18 protein-coding genes and 1 tRNA gene are annotated in these 21,516 nt (G+C 56.9%); 9 read left to right on the forward strand and 10 right to left on the reverse strand.

Annotation, left to right across the window (positions count from 1 at the left end; translation table 11 throughout):
• Positions 1–200: 200 nt before the first annotated feature.
• Positions 201–1,229, reverse strand: coding sequence for an acyltransferase family protein (locus AC6I7J_RS08540; protein WP_498007158.1), 1,029 nt, complete (start codon positions 1,227–1,229; stop codon positions 201–203).
• 269 nt (positions 1,230–1,498) lie between these two features.
• On the opposite strand from AC6I7J_RS08540, the gene AC6I7J_RS08545 reads away from it, so the two are divergent.
• The 3 genes from AC6I7J_RS08545 to AC6I7J_RS08555 all read left to right on the forward strand — a co-directional run bounded on the left by AC6I7J_RS08545 (position 1,499) and on the right by AC6I7J_RS08555 (position 3,266).
• Positions 1,499–1,738, forward strand: coding sequence for a DNA polymerase V (locus AC6I7J_RS08545; RefSeq protein ID WP_325924592.1), 240 nt, complete (start codon positions 1,499–1,501; stop codon positions 1,736–1,738).
• Positions 1,738–3,003, forward strand: a complete 1,266-nt coding sequence (gene umuC, locus AC6I7J_RS08550; protein WP_498007159.1) for a translesion error-prone DNA polymerase V subunit UmuC — start codon at positions 1,738–1,740, stop codon at positions 3,001–3,003. Before AC6I7J_RS08545 ends, umuC begins: the two co-directional genes overlap by 1 nt.
• Before the next feature lie 68 nt (positions 3,004–3,071).
• Positions 3,072–3,266 carry a hypothetical protein gene (locus AC6I7J_RS08555; RefSeq protein WP_498007160.1) on the forward strand — a complete coding sequence of 65 codons (195 nt, stop codon included), beginning with the start codon at positions 3,072–3,074 and terminating at the stop codon, positions 3,264–3,266.
• Between the two features lie 262 nt (positions 3,267–3,528).
• On the opposite strand, the gene AC6I7J_RS08560 is transcribed toward AC6I7J_RS08555, so the two are convergent.
• Positions 3,529–3,616 (reverse strand) — tRNA-Ser (locus AC6I7J_RS08560).
• A 245-nt stretch (positions 3,617–3,861) separates the two neighbouring features.
• Here AC6I7J_RS08560 and phoA point away from each other — a divergent pair.
• The gene (phoA, locus tag AC6I7J_RS08565) at positions 3,862–5,268 is read left to right on the forward strand and encodes an alkaline phosphatase (RefSeq protein WP_498007161.1); all 1,407 of its coding nucleotides are present in this window, start codon (positions 3,862–3,864) and stop codon (positions 5,266–5,268) included.
• A 5-nt stretch (positions 5,269–5,273) separates the two neighbouring features.
• On the opposite strand, the gene AC6I7J_RS08570 is transcribed toward phoA, so the two are convergent.
• A complete protein-coding gene (locus AC6I7J_RS08570; RefSeq protein WP_498007162.1) occupies positions 5,274–6,449 on the reverse strand; it encodes a YbfB/YjiJ family MFS transporter in 1,176 nt (391 codons plus the stop codon).
• Positions 6,450–6,535: 86 nt separating this feature from the next.
• Between AC6I7J_RS08570 and AC6I7J_RS08575 the strand changes: the two genes are divergently transcribed.
• The gene (locus AC6I7J_RS08575; protein ID WP_132462282.1) at positions 6,536–7,330 is read left to right on the forward strand and encodes a helix-turn-helix transcriptional regulator; all 795 of its coding nucleotides are present in this window, start codon (positions 6,536–6,538) and stop codon (positions 7,328–7,330) included.
• A 38-nt stretch (positions 7,331–7,368) separates the two neighbouring features.
• Here AC6I7J_RS08575 and gap read toward each other — a convergent pair whose 3' ends face one another.
• The 5 genes from gap to AC6I7J_RS08600 all read right to left on the reverse strand — a co-directional run bounded on the left by gap (position 7,369) and on the right by AC6I7J_RS08600 (position 14,021).
• Positions 7,369–8,379, reverse strand: coding sequence for a type I glyceraldehyde-3-phosphate dehydrogenase (gene gap, locus AC6I7J_RS08580; RefSeq protein ID WP_132462284.1), 1,011 nt, complete (start codon positions 8,377–8,379; stop codon positions 7,369–7,371).
• 77 nt (positions 8,380–8,456) lie between these two features.
• Entirely contained in the window at positions 8,457–9,437 is a 981-nt protein-coding gene (locus tag AC6I7J_RS08585; RefSeq protein WP_498007163.1) for a GlxA family transcriptional regulator, read from the reverse strand.
• A gap of 378 nt (positions 9,438–9,815) precedes the next feature.
• Positions 9,816–10,067, reverse strand: coding sequence for a YmdA family protein (locus tag AC6I7J_RS08590; RefSeq protein WP_211726895.1), 252 nt, complete (start codon positions 10,065–10,067; stop codon positions 9,816–9,818).
• 247 nt (positions 10,068–10,314) lie between these two features.
• Positions 10,315–12,708: a glycoside hydrolase family 31 protein gene (locus tag AC6I7J_RS08595; RefSeq protein WP_498007164.1), complete on the reverse strand. Its 2,394-nt coding sequence runs from the start codon at positions 12,706–12,708 to the stop codon at positions 10,315–10,317.
• Positions 12,709–12,719: 11 nt separating this feature from the next.
• A complete protein-coding gene (locus AC6I7J_RS08600; protein ID WP_058771183.1) occupies positions 12,720–14,021 on the reverse strand; it encodes an MFS transporter in 1,302 nt (433 codons plus the stop codon).
• 363 nt (positions 14,022–14,384) lie between these two features.
• Between AC6I7J_RS08600 and uxuA the strand changes: the two genes are divergently transcribed.
• From uxuA to uxuR, 4 genes are all read left to right on the forward strand, one after another.
• Positions 14,385–15,563, forward strand: coding sequence for a mannonate dehydratase (gene uxuA, locus AC6I7J_RS08605; protein WP_282955036.1), 1,179 nt, complete (start codon positions 14,385–14,387; stop codon positions 15,561–15,563).
• A gap of 64 nt (positions 15,564–15,627) precedes the next feature.
• Complete coding sequence (locus tag AC6I7J_RS08610; protein ID WP_498007165.1) at positions 15,628–17,109, forward strand: fructuronate reductase; 1,482 nt, start codon at positions 15,628–15,630, stop codon at positions 17,107–17,109.
• The gene (gene uxaC, locus AC6I7J_RS08615) at positions 17,106–18,524 is read left to right on the forward strand and encodes a glucuronate isomerase (RefSeq protein ID WP_058774557.1); all 1,419 of its coding nucleotides are present in this window, start codon (positions 17,106–17,108) and stop codon (positions 18,522–18,524) included. The genes AC6I7J_RS08610 and uxaC overlap by 4 nt, the downstream gene beginning before the upstream one ends.
• A gap of 74 nt (positions 18,525–18,598) precedes the next feature.
• Positions 18,599–19,375: a Uxu operon transcriptional regulator gene (gene uxuR, locus AC6I7J_RS08620; protein WP_031280188.1), complete on the forward strand. Its 777-nt coding sequence runs from the start codon at positions 18,599–18,601 to the stop codon at positions 19,373–19,375.
• A gap of 105 nt (positions 19,376–19,480) precedes the next feature.
• On the opposite strand, the gene ychF is transcribed toward uxuR, so the two are convergent.
• Positions 19,481–20,572 carry a redox-regulated ATPase YchF gene (gene ychF / locus AC6I7J_RS08625; protein WP_021509931.1) on the reverse strand — a complete coding sequence of 364 codons (1,092 nt, stop codon included), beginning with the start codon at positions 20,570–20,572 and terminating at the stop codon, positions 19,481–19,483.
• 107 nt (positions 20,573–20,679) lie between these two features.
• Positions 20,680–21,267 (reverse strand): aminoacyl-tRNA hydrolase, encoded by a 588-nt coding sequence (pth, locus tag AC6I7J_RS08630; protein WP_021509932.1) that lies wholly within the window; start codon positions 21,265–21,267, stop codon positions 20,680–20,682.
• Positions 21,268–21,516: the final 249 nt, after the last annotated feature.

Below are 21,516 nucleotides of genomic sequence, written 5' to 3' on the forward strand. Positions count from 1 at the left end.
TGTTACTCAATCATCGTAGTCTATGGGGGAAAAGCGTAACGTTAAGATTGTGTAAATATATGAATTTTGTATGTATAAGCTGTCAGTATCGCATGCTAGCGGATGCAGATTAGAGTGAAAAAAAGCCTGCGCTACACAGGCATAGATTCATTTAAGAATTAAAGGATTTACTACTAAATACACTTGTTATTTGCTGTTCTTTAGACCCTCGCTGCAGTTCTTTTGGTTGTGCCTCTTATTAAACTCCTGAAAGGCACCTCGATAAAATGATACGTGAAAATTGAGATGATGACTGTCATTAATAACGCAATGTAATTGACATCTATGAGCCATGTCTTGTTATGGAGCCATCCAGGAATAAATGCTAGTTTTCGGCAGAGTGGGTAATGTATCAGGTAAATTGAATATGATATCTCACCGAGATATACCAATGGAGAAAATGACATGAGCTTATATACTATGCCATGAGATTCTGACAGTAGAGGCACTATTAAGGCGAAGCAGGCTACAACGAGAAGATCAAATCCTCTGAAATTTAGTGTTGCAAATGCAAATGCTACTAAAAAGATAAGAAGAGCATCTAAAACTTTACCGTTTAATTTTTCTCTGGCAGCTTGAAGCGCAAAAAAGCTGACTATTCCTAATGCATAATCACTAAGGCATCGAACGACTGAAAAACCACCACTGAAAACATCCAATGGGCCCCAGTAGCCCTTTGACGATGCCATGTAAAGGCCGATAAATGCCGCCAGAGTTACGATTGCTAATGTGATAAATCCATGCCTCTTTGACAAACATAACATGGCAAAGGGGAAAATGAGATAAGCAATGAACTCAACAGCAATCGACCATGCGTGAGGGATTAAATTGTTATCCACATCTGTTATTGACTGAAGAAAAGAAAAGAGGATTATGTAATCTTTGAAGCTTGGGGTTGGAATTTCATTTTTGAAATAAAGAAATGAAGTTATAATTATAATAAATGCATAAAGAGGATATACCCTGGCAAACCTGCCCTTGATATATAAAAGATAATCTTTTATCTGTATGTTTGATGAAAACTTAACACTGTAAACGTAGCTCATGATAAAGCCACTTAATACAAAAAATAAATCAACAGATAGGTATCCATTGGCTAGGAATGCGTTTGTTCTTGGAAAGATATGATAGATTGCCACATAAAGAGCAAATAATCCCCTAATCGAAGTTAGCGGCTTAATCTCGTTCATTAATTATTCCATGGGTAAAATTTTACAATAATTATACGGTCTTTCTGTCCCATGAAAAAGTCCCCAAGTCGGGGTTGATGCAAACCTCGTTCATCTTCTTCTGAACAAGGATGGATGATTAAAGCTTAGTCACTCGCACCGCACCTACCAAACTAAATCTCTTTACCCACCAAAGGCTTTACAAAAACCCCAACCGCAGCGGCTTGATCAGTTCCACCGATCGATATTACTGTTTATCCATACAGTATTTATCACGGAGGTAAATGACCATGCCACGCGACTACGAAATCATGATTGCTTTCCGGCAGGCGGTGAAACGCGACGCTGCCGGCCGCTACACCATCAGCACGCTCGACTTCATCAGAGAACTTGACCGCATGAACTGGCATTACACGCTGCGGGCGGCCAATAAGTGGATCGAGATGCACACCACGACGTTCCGCGACATCACCAAAACCGACGGTGAAGAGCGCCTGTTTCAGGTGTTCAATCCGAATGGCGGTGTGTGATGTTTGCCCTGGTCGATGTGAACTCGTTCTATGCGAGTTGCGAAACGGTATTCAGGCCCGATTTGCGGGGAAAGCCGGTAGTGGTGCTGAGCAACAATGACGGTTGTGTTATTGCGCGATCGGCAGAGGCTAAGGCGCTGCAAATCACCATGGGCGCGCCGTACTTCAAGCTGAAGGATGAATTCCGCCGGCACAAGGTGCAGGTGTTCAGCTCCAACTATGCGCTATACGCCGACATGAGCAACCGCGTGATGAGCACGCTTGAGAGCATGGCGCCGGCCGTGGAAATCTACTCCATCGACGAGGCGTTTATGTGCCTGGACGGCATGCAGCGCAATCACCCGCTTGAGGACTTTGGCCGCGCTGTGCGGGCGCGCATTAAGCAGGAAACGCACCTGACCGTAGGCGTAGGGATAGCGCAGACCAAAACGCTCGCCAAACTGGCTAATCATGCCGCCAAGAAGTGGACGAAGACCGGCGGCGTGCTGGACCTGTCGAACATCGACCGTCAGCGCAAGCTTATGGCGCTGGTACCGGTTGAGGATGTGTGGGGCGTCGGCCGGCGCATCAGCAAGAAGCTGAACGGAATGGGCATCATGACCGCAAAAGACCTGTCAGAGCAAAGCACCTACACCATCCGTAAACACTTCAACGTTGTGCTGGAGCGAACCGTCAGAGAGCTGCGCGGTGAGCCATGCCTGCAGCTGGAAGAGTTTGCCCCCACCAAACAGCAGATTGTCTGCTCCCGCTCGTTCGGAAGCCGAATAACCAAATACGACGACATGCGCGAAGCCATATGCACCTTTGCCGCGCGCGCCGCGGGTAAGCTGCGTGGTGAGCGCCAGTACTGCACGCAGATAGCCGTGTTCGTCCGGACAAGCCCTCACGCCGTGGGCGAAGTTTTCTACGGCAACCAGTCGACCGGCAAGGTTCTCACTCCAACCAACGATACGCGCGACATCATCCGGGTGGCCATTGAGGCGCTCGATCGCATCTGGCTTGAAGGGCACCGCTACATGAAGGCAGGCGTGATGCTGGGTGACTTCTACAGCGAAGGCGTGTCGCAGCTGAATCTGTTTGATGAAAACAAACCACAGGCCAACAGCGAAGCGCTGATGCGCGTGATGGATGGTCTCAACCTGAGCGGGAAGGGGAATCTATGGTTCGCAGGGCAGGGTATACAGAACACGTGGGCGATGAAGCGCGAGATGCTTTCGCCGGCATATACCACAAAAGTTTCCGACCTGCCGGTGGTCCGGTGCTGATCACCTCGCGGCCGTCTGAAACGCTCCACGTTCCGACGTGCGATGGCGTGGCGATTATCGACAGGTCGGTGCGGCCAAAACCAGGTGACACCATCCTGTTTGAGGCGTATGGGATTTGCCATATCGGCCGGCTCGGGCCGGACTACATCATCTGTGAAGACGGCGATACGTATGAAGGGGAGGTGCTGGAAGATATCAGCGTGATTGGCGTGCAGATGTGGAATGTCGTGGAAGTCTATGGGGATGGCCGGCCGACGATATAGTTGCCGTTCCGGATGTGCGTTAGTGATTGGAGGGAATCATCTGTCCTTCAGTCATTAACGTAAGGGAGAGTGAAATATTCAGTATCAATTGGACACAAACAGAAAAGCCTCTGGCGTTAACCAAAGGCTTTTTTGTTTGCATCCAAGATGCGCGTGCATTTCACGTGCACTTTTTTGTACTGCTTTTGTAGTTCCGTTGTCTCTGTGTAGTCTCTGGATCCAGTCTACATGCGGGTTTGTCCGCTCAACGTCCTACTAATTATGGCGGTGAGGGGGGGATTCGAACCCCCGATACGTTGCCGTATACACACTTTCCAGGCGTGCTCCTTCAGCCACTCGGACACCTCACCACATTTTGTTTGCTGACCGCACTGGGTCAACGGGGCGCTACTATAGGGAGTTCAGCGATAAGGGTCAAGGGCTATTTTCTCCTTTTTTTCTATTTGCTTAACCTCTGCGCAGATTGCCTTAAGCCTCTCCACTTTGCCGGTTTTGTCATCAAAACATTCCTTAACTGACACAAAAGTGTCACCGCACTGTCGCAGACTTGTCGGCGGAAACATTTGGTTATATCTACGGATAAGGATGCTGATAAATGAAACGCTTACCTCTTTTCACGCTCTCTGTGCTGGCTTCACTCACCACCACGTCCGCGCTGGCAGAGAGCGCCAGCTATCAACGCGCCGCCATTGGCGATATTACCCAGCACGGCGGCGCGCGTCGCCTGAGCGGCGACCAGACCGAGGCGCTGAAAGCCTCATTGAGCAATAGCACGGCGAAGAATGTCATCCTGCTGATTGGCGATGGCATGGGCGATTCCGAAATCACCGCGGCACGCAATCAGGCAATGGGGGCCGGCGGCTTCTTTCCCGGTATTGATGCGCTGCCGCTCACCGGCCAGTACACCCATTACTCGCTGGACAAGAAAACGCATAAGCCAAACTACGTAACGGATTCTGCCGCGTCGGCCACCGCCTGGGCCACCGGCACGAAAACCTATAACGGCGCGATTGGTGTCGATGTCAACGGCACAGATCAGGTTACGCTGCTTGAGCTGGCCAAAGCAGCCGGTAAAGCCACCGGCAACGTCTCGACCGCAGAACTGCAGGATGCCACGCCGGCCGCGCTGATGGCGCACGTTACCTCGCGCAAATGCTACGGCCCGGAAAAAACCACTGAGCTGTGTCCGGGTAACGCGCTGGAGCAGGGCGGGAAAGGATCAATCAGCGAGCAGCTGCTGCAAACCCGTCCCGACGTCACGCTGGGCGGCGGTGCCAAATCTTTCGCTGAGCGGGCTAAAGCGGGTGATTATCAGGGCAAAACCCTGCGCGAGCAGGCCGAAATACGGGGGTTCCAGCTGGTCGATAATCTCGCCGCGCTGAATGCGGTACAGCAGGCGAATCAACAGACGCCACTGCTGGGGCTGTTCTCGGAGGGCAACATGCCGGTGCGCTGGCAGGGGCCGAAAGCCAGCTATCACGGCAATCTGGATAAACCGGTGGTGACCTGTGAGGTCAATAAAGATCGTCCGGCATCAATGCCAACCCTGGCGCAGATGACACAAAAAGCCATCGACCTGCTCAGCCACAACAGTCATGGCTTCTTCCTGCAGGTGGAGGGCGCGTCGATTGATAAGCAGGATCACGCTGCTAACCCGTGCGGTCAGATTGGTGAAACCGTCGATTTAGATGAGGCGGTGCAGGTGGCGCTGGCGTATGCGCGCGAGCACGGCGATACGCTGGTGGTGGTAACCGCCGATCACGCGCACAGCAGCCAGATCGTCGAAAACGGTACCAAAGCGCCAGGTCTGACTCAGGCGCTCAACACCAAAGATGGCGCGGTGATGACCATCAGCTACGGTAACTCGGAAGAGGATTCACAGGAGCACACCGGCACCCAGCTGCGCATCGCGGCCTACGGTCCGCACGCGGCGAATGTGGTCGGCCTGACCGATCAGACCGACCTGTTCTTCACGCTGAAGCAGGCGATGGCACTGAAGTAAGCGCGTCAGTGCGGGCGGATGCGCAGCACCAGCAGCCCGCCCAGCACCAGTCCGCCAGCGGCCAGCAGCAGCGCAGGGTGCAGGGAAGCAAAAATCTGCACGCTGGCGGCGGAGATCAGCGGCCCGATCAGCTGGCCAGTGGCATAGCCTGACGTCAATATCGCCACGGTTTTTGCCACGCTGATATTGGAGACGGCGCGCGCCAGCTGCATCGACAGCTGCATAATCGAAAGAAACCCCAGCCCGACCATCACCGTTGAGATCAGCAGCCCGCTCACGCCCGGGATGAGCACGCCGCTGGCCACGCCCAGCCCCTGCAGGAACATAACCCACGCCAGGCTGAGGCGCGTATTCAGGCGCGCTGAAAACAGCATAATCAGCACCACACCAGCCACTGCGCAAAGTCCAAACAGCGGCCAGAAAAGCGCTGCCAGCTGACCCTGCGCAAACAGGCTGTGCGCCATTTGTGACAGAAACGTCGCGGGCAAAATGTAGCCGAAACCGGCCAGCGTATAGGCCAGCCATAGCCGTTTTACCGCACTACCCGGTGCCGCCGGCGCACTTTCCCGCTGCCGGGCGGGGAGCGACGCGGGCAGCGCGCGCCACAGCAGCAGCACGCCAGCCAGCGCTACCACGCCATAGCATTGCCAGGCGCGATCGTCATTCAGGTGTAACCGGGTGATAAGCCACGCCAGCACGCCGCTCAGGGTGATGCCCGCTCCCGGGCCGGCAAATACCGCGGCGGACATGCGCGGGGCTTGCTGCTGTGCCAGCACCATCTGCGTCCAGGAGGTGACGATAATCAGGGCCCAGGCACCACCGATACCCGCCACCACACGGAACAGGCACTGCAGTACCCAGGCATGACTAAAGCCGGAGAGCAGAGTCACCAGCGCGGTGGCCAGCAAACCGGCCTTCAGGTAGCGCGCGTGATGGGCGGTGATCCGGCTCACGTGCAGTGCACCCAGCAGGTAGCCGATGTAATTCATCGCCGCCAGCACACCAGCGCTGGAGAGCGTCAGGTGACCGTTGGCGATCATCAGCGGGATCTGCGGCGTGAGTGAAAAGCGGCCGATACCCATTACCACAATCAGGGTCACCATGCCGGTGAGCATGGTGATCAGGCTCACTCGGGTGTGCCGGACTGTTTGCCGTCCGGCGGAAACTGAATCTGCTGACATACTTTGCTTTACTCCGCTGAGATCCCTTACTCTGTCCGGTGATAGTAAATGTCAATCAGTCAGTGAAAAATGGGGTGGTTTATCCTATGACTACAGGTCATACCCAGACCGTCAAATCGCGTGGTGAAGATGTGAAAAACTTCCTTACCCGCCAGCGCGCGCGTATTGATCCGCAGATCTATGGCTTCAGCCGGCAAAACCGGCGCGTCAGCGGACTGCGGCGCGAAGAAGTGGCACAGCTGGCGGCGGTCAGCGTCAGCTGGTACACCTGGCTCGAGCAGGGCCGCGACATTAGTATTTCGCCCGCCGCGCTGCAGCGTATCGGCAAAGTGCTACAACTCTCGGTCACCGAGCAGGAGTATCTTGAAGCGCTGGTGTTTGGTAACGCACATTCGCAACCTTTCAGTCATGAATTGCCGCCTGAGGTGAGGGCGATGGTGGATGCGCTGGACCCACATCCGGCGTTTGTGCGCCGCGCCAACATGGATATTGTCTACTGGAATCCGGCAGCGCAGTCGCTGATTGTCGACTGGGCGGCCCTGCCTCCGGCGGATCGCAACTCGCTCAAGCTAATGTTCATCAGTGAAGCCTACCAGCAGCGCATTCATGGCTGGGAAGAGGCGGCGCGCCATACGCTGTCGGCGTTTCGCGCCGGTTATGCCGCCAGCAATCAGGCGCAGGAATTCGAGGTGGTGATCGAGGATTTGCTGGCGCGCAGTGCTGGGTTTCGCACGCTGTGGAATGACCATGATGTGGGGAAAATCGGCGCGGGCAATAAAACCCTGATTGATGTCGAAGGGAGGATGCAGACATACACCTTTACCTCACTGCAAATTGAGCAGGCACCGGGAATGCATCTGATCTTCTATCTGGCGCATTAGCGCGGCGCGCGCAGGTCGGGCGCACGCCGCCGGGGAGATTACAGACCGCGCTGTGCCATCAGGCGTGCGAGGTCAACCAGACGGTTGGAGAAGCCCCATTCGTTATCGTACCAGGCAAGGATCTTCACCAGGTTGCCACCAATCACCAGCGTCGATAAGCCGTCGATAATCGATGAGCGCGCATCGCCCTGATAATCGCTGGAGACCAGCGGCTCATCGCTGTAGCCGAGGATACCCTGCAGCGGACCCGCAGCAGCAGCGGCTTTAAAGGCGTCATTCACCTCTTCGGCCGTCACGTCGCGTTTCAGCGTCACCGTCAGATCCACCACCGACACCACCGGCACCGGCACGCGCAGCGAGTAACCGGTTAAGCGGCCTTCCAGTTCCGGAATCACCCGGCCGAGCGCTTTAGCTGCGCCGCTGGAGTAGGGCACAATCGACAGCGCCGCCGCACGCGCGCCGCGCAGATCTTTCTCTGGCTGGTCATGCAGCGCCTGGCTGTTGGTATAGGCATGGGTGGTGTTCATCAGACCGTGCTCAATACCAAACGCCTGATGCAGCACCTGCGCGGCGGGCGCCAGGCCGTTAGTGGTACAGCTGCCGTTGCTCACTACAAAGTGCAGTTGCGGATCGTAGCGCTGGTCGTTGACGCCCATCACAATCGTCAAATCATCATTTTTGCCCGGCGCAGAGATGATCACGCGTTTGGCGCCGCCGTGCGTGATATGCACCGCGGCCTTGTCACGCTCGGTAAAAAAGCCGGTGGCTTCGATGACGATATCCACGCCCACTTCACGCCAGCGAATATTGGCCGGATCGCGCTCGCTGAACACCCGCACTGGTTTGCCATCAATGCGCAGCTCGCCGTCGCCAGCGCTGACTTCTGCCGGCAGCCGACCCAGCAGGGAGTCGTGCTTCAGCAGATGCGCCAGCGTTTTGCTGTCGGTGAGATCGTTAATCGCCACAATATCGATGTCGCTGCTGCCCAGCGCGGCGCGGAATACGTTACGTCCGATACGGCCAAAACCGTTAATGCCTACCTTGATCATGACTGACTCCTTAGTGAAGTTACTGCAGTCACTTTAGGCCGGAGGCGCGCTGGCGTAAACGACAAAAAAGGATCACTTTACGCCATTTTGCGGCTGTGAAAGCGCTGGCGATATTCGTTGGGCGTGAGATGCAGCTGGCGCTCGAAGCTGCGCCGCAGGTTAATGCTGCTGCCAAAGCCGGTGGCGATGGCGATGCGTTCCAGCGTCTCGCGCGTCTGCTCCAGCCGTTCGCGCGCCGCCGCCAGCCGCGCTTCAGCCACATAGCGCGCCGGTGAAACGCCGGTTTCGCGGCTGAACACGCGGGTAAAGTTACGCGGGCTCATCGCCACCTGGGCCGCCAGTTTCTCCACCGACAGGTCTTCCGCCAGATGGGCGGCGATCCAGCTCTGCAACTGAGCAATCGGCCCCGACTCGCTGACGGACTGCAGGTGAAAGCGGCTGAACTGCATCTGGCCGCCGGGACGACGCAGATACATCACCATATCCTGTGCGATGTCGCGCGCCACGCTGAAACCAAAATCTTCCTCTACCAGCGCCAGCGTCAGATCGAAGCCGGAGCTGACGCCGCCGGAGGTCCAGATTGGGCCGTCCTGAATATACAGCGGGCCGCCTTCAACCTGCACGCGCGGATAGCTGGCCTGCAGCGTGTCCAGCAGACGCCAGTGGCTGGTGGCGCGCCGGCCATCCAGCAATCCCGCCTCCGCCAGCAGCATTGCCGCCCCGCAAATCGACACCACGCGGCGCGCCTGCGGGGCAGCCAGCTTAATCCAGTCCACCACCATGTTGCGTTCTTCGGGGTTATCACCGCGGCCGGTAATCATGATGGTGTCCCAGCGTTCGCGCGGATCGAGTTCAGCCAGTTTGAGATCGGCGAGCAGATTGAGGCCGGACTGGCCGTGGATCACCTGGTGCGGCTGCGTGGTTGCAATGCTGATACGATAGCGTGCGCCAGCCACGCCCACCGACAGGTGCAGGTTGGCGTGCATCAGGATGTCGGCGATACCCGCCGCTTCGAACAGCATGCCGCCGTCCGGGACAATAATCAGAAAGGTTTTCATGGCGTAAAATGTACCTGCGCCACGAAAGAAGTCAATGTGCGATGGGCGATCAGGCGCGCGAGCTGAATACCCGGCCGCGGCCATCAGACGGGGCGCTGCCGGCGGCACCGTACAGGCGCTGGTCGGCACCGGCCTGTTGGTTCAGGCACTTTATTTATATAAAATCATGATGTCGCAAATGATGCATATATCCATCATCGTGCAGTTAAAAATATCCGCAGATTGAAGCGTTGGAGGCCAGATTAATCAGGTGCCTGTTATTTTGGAAGTGAAATGCCAGGATGAGTTATGAGAAACTCTGTTTTATAAAGCATTCCTTTGCCATGCAGTGATAATGACTACGATAATGAGCAGCTGAGTAAATCAGACTTAAAACCATCAATTATATTCTACCTGCAGAAAAGTCAAACCACGCTCACGGGTAATGTGCGCGATGCCCAGCGCGTAAGGTAATTCACGCGCGGCACCATTAACCTGCAGGGTTTCGCTCTTTTTAATCCCTTCGCGCGTGCAGTTCAGCGAGACGCTGCGCGTCACGGCATATTCACAGGAGGGTTCAACGATCGCGCCGACGAACGTGATTTGACCGTCGGCGGCAAGGGTGGCGTGGCTGGCAAGTAAAGCTATCATCGGTAACAGCAATCTTTTCATCACAGAGGCCCTTTGAGAAGTCGGGAATTATCCGGTTATATGTCGTCTTAATGACTAATAGCGCGCCAAAGTTGAATATTGCTTAAACCGGATAGATTTATTAGCGGGATAACGTCGGGACAGAAAACGGGCAGATATCGTGGTGGTGTAAGCTGCTGAGGGAGAGAAAAGCGGGCTGTGGTGAAGTTAAGCAGGCGCACCCGACATCGGTGCGCTCTTGCTTTTATCAGCTGCGGGAAATCTGAGCCAGCGTCACGTCGGCTGGCGCAGCGTCTGCGGCGACACCGTCGATAAACAGCGCACGCTGTTCACTGGCGGGCAGGGTAATCTGCAACGTTTGCCATGCCGGCTGATAATCACCCTTGCGCCGCAACGTAAGGTGAATGGCTGTGGCTTCGCAGCGCATTTCCCACTGCAGCCACAGCGCATTGCCCTGCTGATAGCCCCAGGACTCGCCATCATCTTCGAACAGTTCGCCGTGGCTAACGCCTTTGCCCTGCAACGGGTAAAGCTGCAGCGTGCGACGATCGTCTGCGGCGGCCTCGACGTGAGCAATTCGCTCGCTGAGTGGCAGTGCCGCACCTGCGCGCACCAGCAGCGGCTGCGTTTCCAGGGGCGCAGGCAAGGTGATCCACTGACCACCGCTGTACCACTGCTGCGTGGCGAAATCATACCAGCCTGTCTGGTTGTCGGGCAGCCACAGGCGGCGTTCACGCTGGCCGGGTTCCACCACGCTGGCGACCAGCAGATCGCGGCCGAGCAGGAATTCATCACACTCAGCAAAGGTCTGGGCATCGTGTTCATGATCGAGGAATGTCGGACGCAGCATCGGTTCATCGTCCGCATGCGCCTGCCACAGCAGCGTGTAGAGATACGGCAGCAGGCGATAGCGCAGCGCGATGGCCGCCCGAATCGCGGGCGTGACCGAAGGATACATCCACGGCTCATTCACGGTGTGATCGTCATTCCATGAATGAATGGTGAAGCGCGGATGCATGACGCCATTCTGTACCCAGCGCACAAACAGCTCCGCGTCGGGTTTATCGCCCGAGAAGCCGCCGACGTCGTGACCGACGTTATACAAGCCGGACAGGCTCATGCCAAGGCCCATGCGAATGTTGTAGCGCAGCGAGGTCCAGTTGGTGCGGTTATCGCCGCTCCATGTTTGCACGTAGCGCTGCATCCCGGCGCAGCCGGAGCGCGAAATCAGGAACGGTCGCTGTTCGGGGGCAAAGCGCTGTTGCGCTTCCATCGAGGCGCGCATCATCAGCAGCGGCATCACCGGGCGAATATGCTTGATGGCAATCGGCGTGCCGAAGCCGTGACAGCGCGCTTCGCCGTCCCAGACTTCATACTCGTTGTTATCATTCCAGGTGGCGTCGATGCCTTTTTCCAGCAGCTGACGGGTGACGTTCTCCTGCCACCAGGCCACCGTTTGCGGATGGGTGAAATCGAGGTGCGATCCTTCATCATCCCAGAACACCGAGCGCTCTGGCACATCCTCTTCCGAATCGCGGATAAACAGTCCCTGAGCTGCGACTTCTTCATAGCGCGGGTGATCCTGCAGCAGGCAGGGTTTGATGTTGGCCGCCAGACGCAGCCCGGCATCGTGAAACGCCTGACTCATCGCTTCCGGCTGCGGCACTTTGTCGTAGTTCCAGTTGAACACATAACGCTTGTTATTGATGGAGGTATAGCCCGAGGAGAGCTGGAAGGAGTCGCACGGAATAGCGTGCTCTTCGCACAGGCGAATAAAGTTCATCAGCTGGTTTTGCGCGTCCGGCGCATCGGTGTAGTGCATGGTCGAGCCGCTGTAGCCCAGACTCCATTTGGGGCCGAACAGCGTTTTGCCGGTCAGGCGTACGAAGGTTTTGGTGATATCCAGCACCCGCTTACCGACAAACAGGTAGTAATCGATATCGCCACTCTCCGCCTGCCAGCGGCGATACGGCTGGTGATAGTTATCCAGTTCGTTACCCAGATCGAACCAGCTGGTGCTGAGATTATCGTAGAACAGGCCAAAGCTGACGTCGTTACGCCGCGTGAGGGTGAAGGGCACATGTTTGTAGAGCGGATCGGTGGAGGAAGCGTTGTAACCCATGGCATCCAGATTACGCATCTCATAGCGTTTGCCGTTGCGTTGCAGATCGCCGGTTTTTTCGCCCAGACCGTAGTAGCGGTCGTCCGCCATGCGGCGCTGATAGTGTGCCACGCCGTCGCCGTGTGCGTTGATCTGATAGGCGCTGGTGGGGCGATCGCCGGTCAGCAGTTGCCAGTGGCCTGCGGCATCACGGTACTGCCACTCCAGCGCCAGCGGCTGACGCACCATCACGCGCAGCGTGTCGGTGCTAATGGTCAGACAACTGGCTTCTTCCTCCAGCGTAAAGCCGGGCAGGCTAAACCCGGCCAGGCTGTCGCGCGGACGCCCTTCCCATGGAACATCCTGTTCCGGTGCAATGCTCCAGGTGCGGTCCAGACTGTAGTTGCCGTGGCGCTTGATCACCACGCGGAACAGACCTTTTTCCAGCACGTACAGGCACAGATGGTGTTTGCCATCGACGTTAAGCACCACATGGTGATGATCAGAATGGGCTAAAGACCAGTTTTTTAAGGTTTTCATCGTTACCTACTTCATTGGGTCGCTGAACGACGCTCAGCAATAAACGCAATCAGGAAGACTGCACCGATCAGGTCAAAGAAGCCCATGGCGACAAACAGCGGGTTAAAGCCGATTTTGTCAGCCGTCACGCCAATCACCAGCGAAAACAGGAAGCTGGAGATCCAGGCAAACGAGCCGCGCATGCCATTCACCGTGGCCATCTGGCCCTTATCAAATTTTTCCACCACCAGCGCACTCAACATGCAGGAGATGATCTGATGACCAAAACCGCCAATCGAGATCAGAGCAATCGCGACATAGGGGTCTTTGGTCATCGCCACCAGCGCCAGCGACAGCATCAGAAAGGCGCCGGTGACCGAGCTGGCGACAACGGAATTCACCTGCCTGAAGCCAAACAGCCGGGTATAGATGCGCGTCAGGTAGCCGCTGGCTGCACTGCCGAGATCCGCCGCGAGGAACGGCAGCCAGGCGAACATGGCAATCTGTTTCAGGTCCATTCCCAGGTCTTTTGCCAGATAGAGCGGTACCCAGAAGCTCAGCACGCCCCATGCCGGTTCAGCCATAAAAGCGGGAATGGCGATACCGTAAAAACGCTTGTTTCTGGAGACGGTTTTCAGGGCTTTGAAGAAGGGCAGTTTGACCGCCGGTGGCTCATTATCCTGACGAATAAAGGCCAGCTCATCGCTGCTGAGATTCGGGTTACGTTCCGGATCGCGATACAACAGCCACCACAGCACCACCCAGCCCAGAGCCAGACAGCCGGTAAACAGGAATGCGCCCTGCCAGCCGAACGAGGCGTGGGCAAAGTAGATGATGGGAGGTGCGAGCATGGCGCCAATCGAGAAGCCGACGCCGGCCCAGCCGGCCGCAATTGGACGCTCTTTTTTCGGGAACCATTCACCAATCACTTTGGCGTTAGCCGGTGTGGCGGCCGCTTCAGCTCCGCCCATGACAAAGCGCAAGATGGCCAGGTGCAACCAGCTGGCGGCGCCGGCATGGAACAGACAGGCCAGCGCCCAGATGGTGGCGCAGATCAAGAAGCCGAGTTTGAGGCCAATGACGTCAATCAGCCAGCCGCAGATCGGTTGAAAGAAGGTATAAGCCAGCTGAAAAGCGCCGACTATCCATGAATATTGTTCTGTGGTGATGCCGAGACTGGTTTTCAGCTCGGGTGCCAGAATGCCTAACGAGTTACGAGTAATGTAGTTGACGGTGACGCCGGCCAGAAACAGCACCAGCACCCACCAGCGCAGATGACGGATGACGCGTTTCGTGCCGGTTGCGGCAATCCCTGGGTTCAAACTGCGGTTCATCGGATTCTCCATTCATTATTAACAGCATGTGTGAGCAACGTCTGTGACTGCCCGGCCGGAGGTGGAGTCCATACCGGCCAGCGCATAACCCCTGGCCCTTGATTGCCGGGCGTGGCGTATGCGTCCTGTTTTACCTATCCGCCGGGAGTGAACCACAGTTAGGCCAGGTGGTCGCCAGCCTGATGCGGTATTTGTGATATGGTTAACCAAAATCATTTATCAGGTTGACTTCCGCCGGTGAAAAGCCGAATTTGACGCTGCGCAGGCACTTTTTACGACTCAGAAAGCGCTTTACTTGTAAAATTGGTCAACCAAAATGAAAGGGCTTTGAGAGTGATGCTCAGGCCCGCAGGAGAAAACGACATGAAGCAGACCTGGCGCTGGTATGGCCCTGATGATCCCGTTTCACTCGCCGATGCCCGACAGGCGGGCGCTACCGGCATTGTGACTGCCCTGCATCACATCCCTAACGGCGAGGTGTGGCCCGTGGAGGAGATTTTGCAGCGCAAAGCGATGATTGAGGCGGCCGGGCTGGTCTGGTCGGTAGTGGAGAGTGTGCCGATCCATGAGGAGATCAAAACCGGCAGCGGGCAGTGCCAGCAGTGGATCAGCAACTATCAGCAGTCGCTGCGCAATCTGGCGCAGTGCGGCATCCACACCGTGTGCTACAACTTCATGCCGATTCTGGACTGGACGCGCACCGATCTGGCGTTCGAGCTGCCGGATGGCGCGAAAGCGCTGCGCTTCGATCAGATTGAATTTGCGGTATTCGAGCTGCATATCCTGCAGCGTCAGGGCGCAGAAAATGATTACAGCGCTGACGAGATAGCCCAGGCCGCTGCGCGCTTCGCCAGCATGAGCGAGGAGCACAAGCTGCGGCTGACGCGTAACATCATCGCCGGATTACCTGGCGCGGAAGAGGGCTACACGCTGGCGCAGTTCCGTGCTCAGCTGGCGCGCTATGACGGCATCGACAAAGCCCGGCTGCGCGAGCACTTTGCCACGTTTCTGCGCGGCATCATCCCGGTTGCTGAAGAGGTCGGTATTCGCATGGCGGTACATCCGGACGATCCGCCGCGCCCGATCCTCGGCCTGCCGCGTATCGTCTCCAATGCCGACGACCTGCAGTGGATGATCGACACCATCGACAGCCCGGCCAACGGCTTCACGATGTGTACCGGTTCGTACGGCGTACTGGCGGAAAATGATTTAGCCGGCATGGTGAAACGTTTTGGGCCGCGTATCTATTTTGCCCATCTGCGCTCAACCCGGCGTGAAGCCAATCCCAAAACCTTTCATGAAGCCGCGCACCTTGGCGGCGATGTCGATATGTTTGCGGTGATCAAAGCGATTGCCGAAGAGGAGCAGCGCCGTCGTAATGCGGGGCAGGAAGACCTGATCCCGATGCGGCCCGACCACGGGCATCAGATGCTGGACGATCTGCATAAGAAAACTAACCCGGGTTATTCCGCGATTGGCCGGCTGAAAGGTCTGGCTGAGATTCGTGGCGTTGAGCTGGCGATACACCGCGCCTTTTTCTGACGCCGGTCGCCCTGTACCGCTTGCCCGGCGGACGCGCAGTCGCGCCGGACACTGAGGAGTTCACATGCAACACAACCTTGCCGACGCCAGCATTAAGGTGGCGCGGCCCGCATGGCAGCAGCAGCGGCTGGTGCCGCGCATCGTGCACATCGGCTGCGGCGCGTTTCATCGCGCGCACCAGGCGCTCTATCAGCACCATCTGCTGGAGATAAGCGACAGCGACTGGGGCATTTGCGAGGTCAACCTGATGTCGGCCAGCGGCAGAAAGCTGGTGGAACAATTGCGCGAGCAGAATTTGCTCTACAGCGTCACCGAGCAAGGTGCGACGCGTCATGACGTCAAAATCATTGGTTCCGTGCATTCAGCGCTGCACCCGGCGCTGGACGGTTGTGACGGCATTCTTAACGCGCTTGCCCGCGCGGAAACCGCCATCGTCTCGCTGACGATAACCGAAAAAGGCTATTGCACTCATGGCGCAACCGGCGAACTGGACAGCACCCATCCGCTGATCGTGCACGATCTGGCCCATCCCCGGCAGCCGAAATCCGCCATTGGCTTTATCGTTGAGGCGCTGCGCTTGCGGCGTGAAGCCGGGTTAGCGCCTTTTACCGTGCTGTCATGCGACAATCTGCGTGATAACGGCCACGTCGCGCGGGCTGCGGTCATCGGTCTGGCACAACGGCAGGATGCGGCGCTGGCGGCATGGATTGAGCAACAGGTCACGTTTCCCTGCACCATGGTTGACCGCATCGTGCCGGCCGTGACGGAAGAGACGCAGCGCGAGATTACCGGGCTGCTGGGCATCGCCGATCCCTGCGGTGTCGCCTGTGAGCCGTTTCGTCAGTGGGTGATCGAAGATAACTTCGTGGCGGGACGTCCCGACTGGCAGCGCGTTGGTGCGCAATTTGTTCCGGATGTCGCCCCCTACGAGTTGATGAAACTGCGTCTGCTGAATGGCACACACTCGTTTCTGGCGTATCTTGGCTACCTCGGCGGTTGTGAAACTATCGCAGATACTATGCAGCTGCCCGCTTACCGTCAGGCTGCGCTGTCGCTGATGCTGACTGAACAGCGTGCCACGCTAACGATGCCAGCAGGCAGCGATCTGAACGCGTATGCGCATCAACTGCTTGAGCGCTTCAGTAATCCGTCGCTGCGCCATCGCACGGCGCAAATTGCCAGCGATGGCAGTCAGAAACTGCCACAGCGCATGCTGGATTCGCTGCGTTATCATCTGCACCACGGCAGTGACTGCCGGCATCTGCTGCTCGGCATCGCGGGCTGGATGCGTTATATCCTCGGCGAAGACGAGAAGGGCGAGCGCTACCCGGTGGCTGATCCGCTGGTCGCGAAGTTTGAGCGGATTAATCAGCAGTTTCCTTCAGGCCCCGCGCGCGTGCAGGCGCTGCTGGGCATTAACGAGATCTTTGCGGACGATTTACCCGCCAATCCGGCCTTTGTTGCCGCCCTGCAACACACCTATGACCGCCTGTGCCAGCAGGGTGCCAGAGTCGCGGTTGCATCCCTCAATCCGGAGGCCAAATGAAGCGCTTTATGGATGATGATTTTCTGCTGCACAGCGAGGTGGCGCGTCGCCTGTATCACGACGTGGCGGCGCAGATGCCGATCTATGATTACCACTGCCACCTCAATCCGCAGGAGATTGCAGAAGACCGGCAGTTTGCCAACCTCGGGCAAATCTGGCTGGAGGGCGATCACTACAAATGGCGCGCACTGCGCGCGGCGGGCGTAGAGGAATCACTGATCACCGGTAACACCACCAGCGATTACGATAAATACCTAGCCTGGGCGCAGACCGTGCCGAAAACGCTTGGCAATCCGCTCTATCACTGGACGCATCTGGAGCTGCGCCGGCCGTTCGGTATCACTGACACGCTGTTTGGACCGGAAACCGCACCGCGCATCTGGCATGAGTGTGCGGAGAAGCTGGCCACGCCTGAATTTTCCGCGCGCGGCATCATGCGCCAGATGAACGTGCGTATGGTGGGCACCACTGACGATCCGATCGACTCCCTGCAGTACCATCGTCAGATAGCTGAAGACAGCAGCTTTGATATTGAGGTGGCACCGAGCTGGCGTCCGGACCGGGTGTTCAAGATTGAACTGGAAGGATTCACCGATTACCTGACCCGGCTGGAAGCCGCCGCAGATGTCAGTATCGACAGCTTTGATGCGCTGCGTGTGGCGTTACTGCGCCGACTGGACCACTTTTCCGCCCATGGCTGCCGTGCCGCCGACCACGGCATTGAAACGCTGCGCTATGCTGCGGTGCCAGCCGACAGCGTGCTGGATGGCATTCTCGCCAGACGCCGCAGCGGTACGGCGCTGAGCGAGCTGGAGATTGCGCAGTTCAGTACCGCTGTGCTGGTGTGGCTGGGCGCGGAGTATGCCCGCCGTGGCTGGGCGATGCAGTTACATATCGGTGCAATCCGCAATAACAGCACGCGCATGTTCCGTCAGCTCGGCCCGGACAGCGGTTTCGACTCCATCGGCGATCATCCTGTTGCCTGGCCGCTGGCGCGCCTGCTGGACGCGATGGACACCAATGACCAGCTGCCAAAAACCATTCTTTACTGCCTCAATCCGCGTGACAACGAAGTGCTGGCTACCATGGCGGGTAACTTTCAGGGCGCAGGGATGGCGGGCAAGATGCAGTTCGGCTCTGGCTGGTGGTTCAACGATCAGCGTGACGGGATGCTGCGGCAACTGGAGCAGCTGGCGCAGATGGGGCTGCTCAGCCAGTTCGTTGGCATGCTGACCGATTCGCGCAGTTTTCTTTCTTATACGCGGCACGAATACTTCCGCCGCATTCTGTGCAATCTGTTTGGCGAGTGGGTGCGTGACGGCATCGTGCCGCACGATGAAGCCGCGCTGGGCGCGATGTTGCAGGATATCTGCTTCCATAACGCCCGACGCTACTTCAGCCTTAACCCACGGTGAAAATCACGCCCTGTGTTATAGTGCAGGGTAGAAAATTTGGCGGCCTAATGTCTGAACCAGCAGAAAAGAGCGTTATGAAACCACAAGCTTCAGCACAGCGACCCTATCAGGAAGTGGGCGAGATGCTTCGCAACATGATCACGCAGAAACAGTACGCAATTGGCGAGCGGTTGCCGCCGGAGCGTGAACTGGCGATGCTGCTAAACGTCACGCGCACGCTGGTGCGTGAGGCGCTGATTATGCTAGAGCTGGAAGGGTTAATTGAAGTGCGGCGTGGCGCAGGCATTTATGTGATCAATGACACGCCGGCACCGCGTGCCGCTGCGCAAACCGCCTGCAATGCGGCCGGTCCGTTTGAGATGCTGCAGGCCCGCCAGCTGCTGGAGAGTAATATCGCCGAATTCGCTGCGTTACAGGCGACGCGTGAAGACATTATCAAAATGCGCCAGGCGCTGGCGCTGGAAGAACGCGAGCTGGCGTCAGGCGCAGTGAATGACAGCGAAAACGGCGACCGCAATTTCCACCTGGCGATTGCCGAAGCCACGCACAACAGCATGCTGGTGGAGCTGTTCAAACAATCCTGGCAGTGGCGGGAAGACAACGTGATGTGGAGCCAGCTGCATCGGCATCTGATCAATACCAACTACCGCAAAAAGTGGCTCGACGATCATAAAAAGATCCTCGCCGCCTTAATTAAGAAAGACGCGCGCGCCGCGAAACAGGCGATGTGGCAACACCTGGAAAACGTCAAGCAGCTGCTGCTGGAGTTTTCTGATGTGGACGACATTGATTTCGACGGCTACCTGTTTGAGTCATGGCCGCTGTATGCCACTAACGGATCGGATAATTAGCCTGGCGACAGGGCTTCAGCTATAAAAAAATCCACGCTATTGCGTGGATTTTATTTTTTCCGGGTTCATGAGATAAGTGGAACCTCATGACACCCTGGAAGCCAATCAGACGTTAAACAGGAAGTTCATCACATCGCCATCTTTCACGATGTACTCTTTACCTTCTGAACGCATTTTGCCGGCTTCTTTCGCGCCCTGTTCACCTTTGTAAGTGATGAAATCTTCGAAGGCGATAGTCTGAGCACGGATAAAGCCTTTCTCGAAGTCGGTGTGGATTTTGCCGGCTGCCTGCGGTGCGGTGGCGCCAACCGGGATGGTCCAGGCACGCACTTCTTTCACGCCCGCGGTGAAGTAAGTCTGCAGGTTGAGCAGGGCATAACCGGCGCGGATCACGCGGTTGAGGCCCGGCTCTTCCAGGCCCAGCTCGGCCATGAACTCGTCACGCTCTTCATCTTCCAGCTCGGCGATGTCCGATTCCACTGCCGCACAGACCGGCACCACCACTGAGCCTTCGGCTTCAGCAATCGCGCGCACCTGGTCGAGATACGGGTTGTTCTCGAAACCGTCTTCATTGACATTGGCAATGTACATGGTCGGCTTCAGCGTCAGGAAGCTGAGATAGCGAATCGCCGCTTTCTCATCGGCGTCCAGCGCCAGCGAGCGCAGCATACCGGCGTTTTCAAGATGCGGCAGGCACTTCTCCAGCGCGGCCAGTTCCGCCTTAGCATCTTTGTCGCCGCCTTTGGCTTTCTTCTGGCAGCGCTGAATGGCACGTTCGCAGGTGTCGAGATCCGACAGCGCCAGCTCGGTGTTGATGACATCAATATCTTCCGCCGGGTTTACTTTACCGGAGACGTGGATGATGTTGTCGTTTTCAAAGCAGCGCACTACGTGGCCGATAGCTTCAGTTTCGCGGATGTTGGTCAGGAACTGGTTGCCCAGGCCTTCACCTTTGGACGCGCCTTTTACCAGACCAGCGATGTCCACGAACTCCATGGTGGTTGGCACCACGCGCTGTGGCTTAACAATCTCGCTCAGCTGATCGAGGCGCAGGTCAGGCATCGGCACCACGCCGGTGTTGGGCTCGATGGTGCAGAACGGAAAGTTGGCTGCTTCGATACCCGCTTTGGTCAGCGCGTTGAACAGGGTGGATTTACCGACGTTCGGCAGGCCCACAATACCGCATTTAAATCCCATGATCTTACCTTTCTCACTGAGTGTGCAGCGCTGGCAGACAGCGCCGACTGATTCAAAAATTTTCGCGCATTATACACAGAATTCCCTGCGGCGGCGCGGGAATTGGCTTAGCTGGCTTTGAAGGCGTGCAGGCGGTTCATCGCCTTAATCTTGTCTTCTTTTAGCCACAGCTCGGTGCAGCGCACCGCTTCGTCGACCGCCTCGTCAATCAGCTTCTGCTCGCTGGCCGGTGCCTTGCCGAGTACAAATCCGGTGACCTTGTTACGATCGCCCGGATGGCCGATACCGACGCGCAGGCGATGAAAATTGTTGTTATTACCGAGCTTGCTGATGATGTCTTTGAGACCGTTATGACCGCCATGGCCGCCGCCCTGTTTGAATTTCGCCACGCCTGGCGGCAGGTCCATTTCATCATGTGCCACCAGAATCTCTTCCGGCGTAATGCGATAGAACGTTGCCATCGCCGCCACCGCTTTGCCGCTCAGGTTCATAAAGGTGGTGGGCACCAGCAGGCGCACATCCTCGCCGGCCAGCGACAGGCGCGCGGTGTAGCCGAAAAATTTCGGCTCCTCTTTGAGAGACTGATTATGGCGCGAGCAAAGTAAATCCACATACCAGGCGCCAGCGTTATGGCGCGTTGCCGCGTATTCAGCGCCGGGATTGGCCAGCCCCACAATCAGTTTAATGCTGCTCACGATGTTTATCCTGTCTCGCTGCGAAAGGGCGATAGTTTACTGCCTGCCGGCGGGGATGACAAAGGGCGCAGTGGCAGATTAATGACCTGAGGTGACTAATCAATTTCTATCGAAATCAAGGCGCTGGCGGTAAAGTTTTGTCAGACCTTGTGAAGGATGTGTGATCCTGTACGCATCTTAACCGCCAGCCATTGCCTAAACTTATGGCCAGTTAACCAAACGTGCTGTTTTCTGCGTTGCTGAAAAGGA

The organism is Type-C symbiont of Plautia stali (assembly GCF_059730935.1).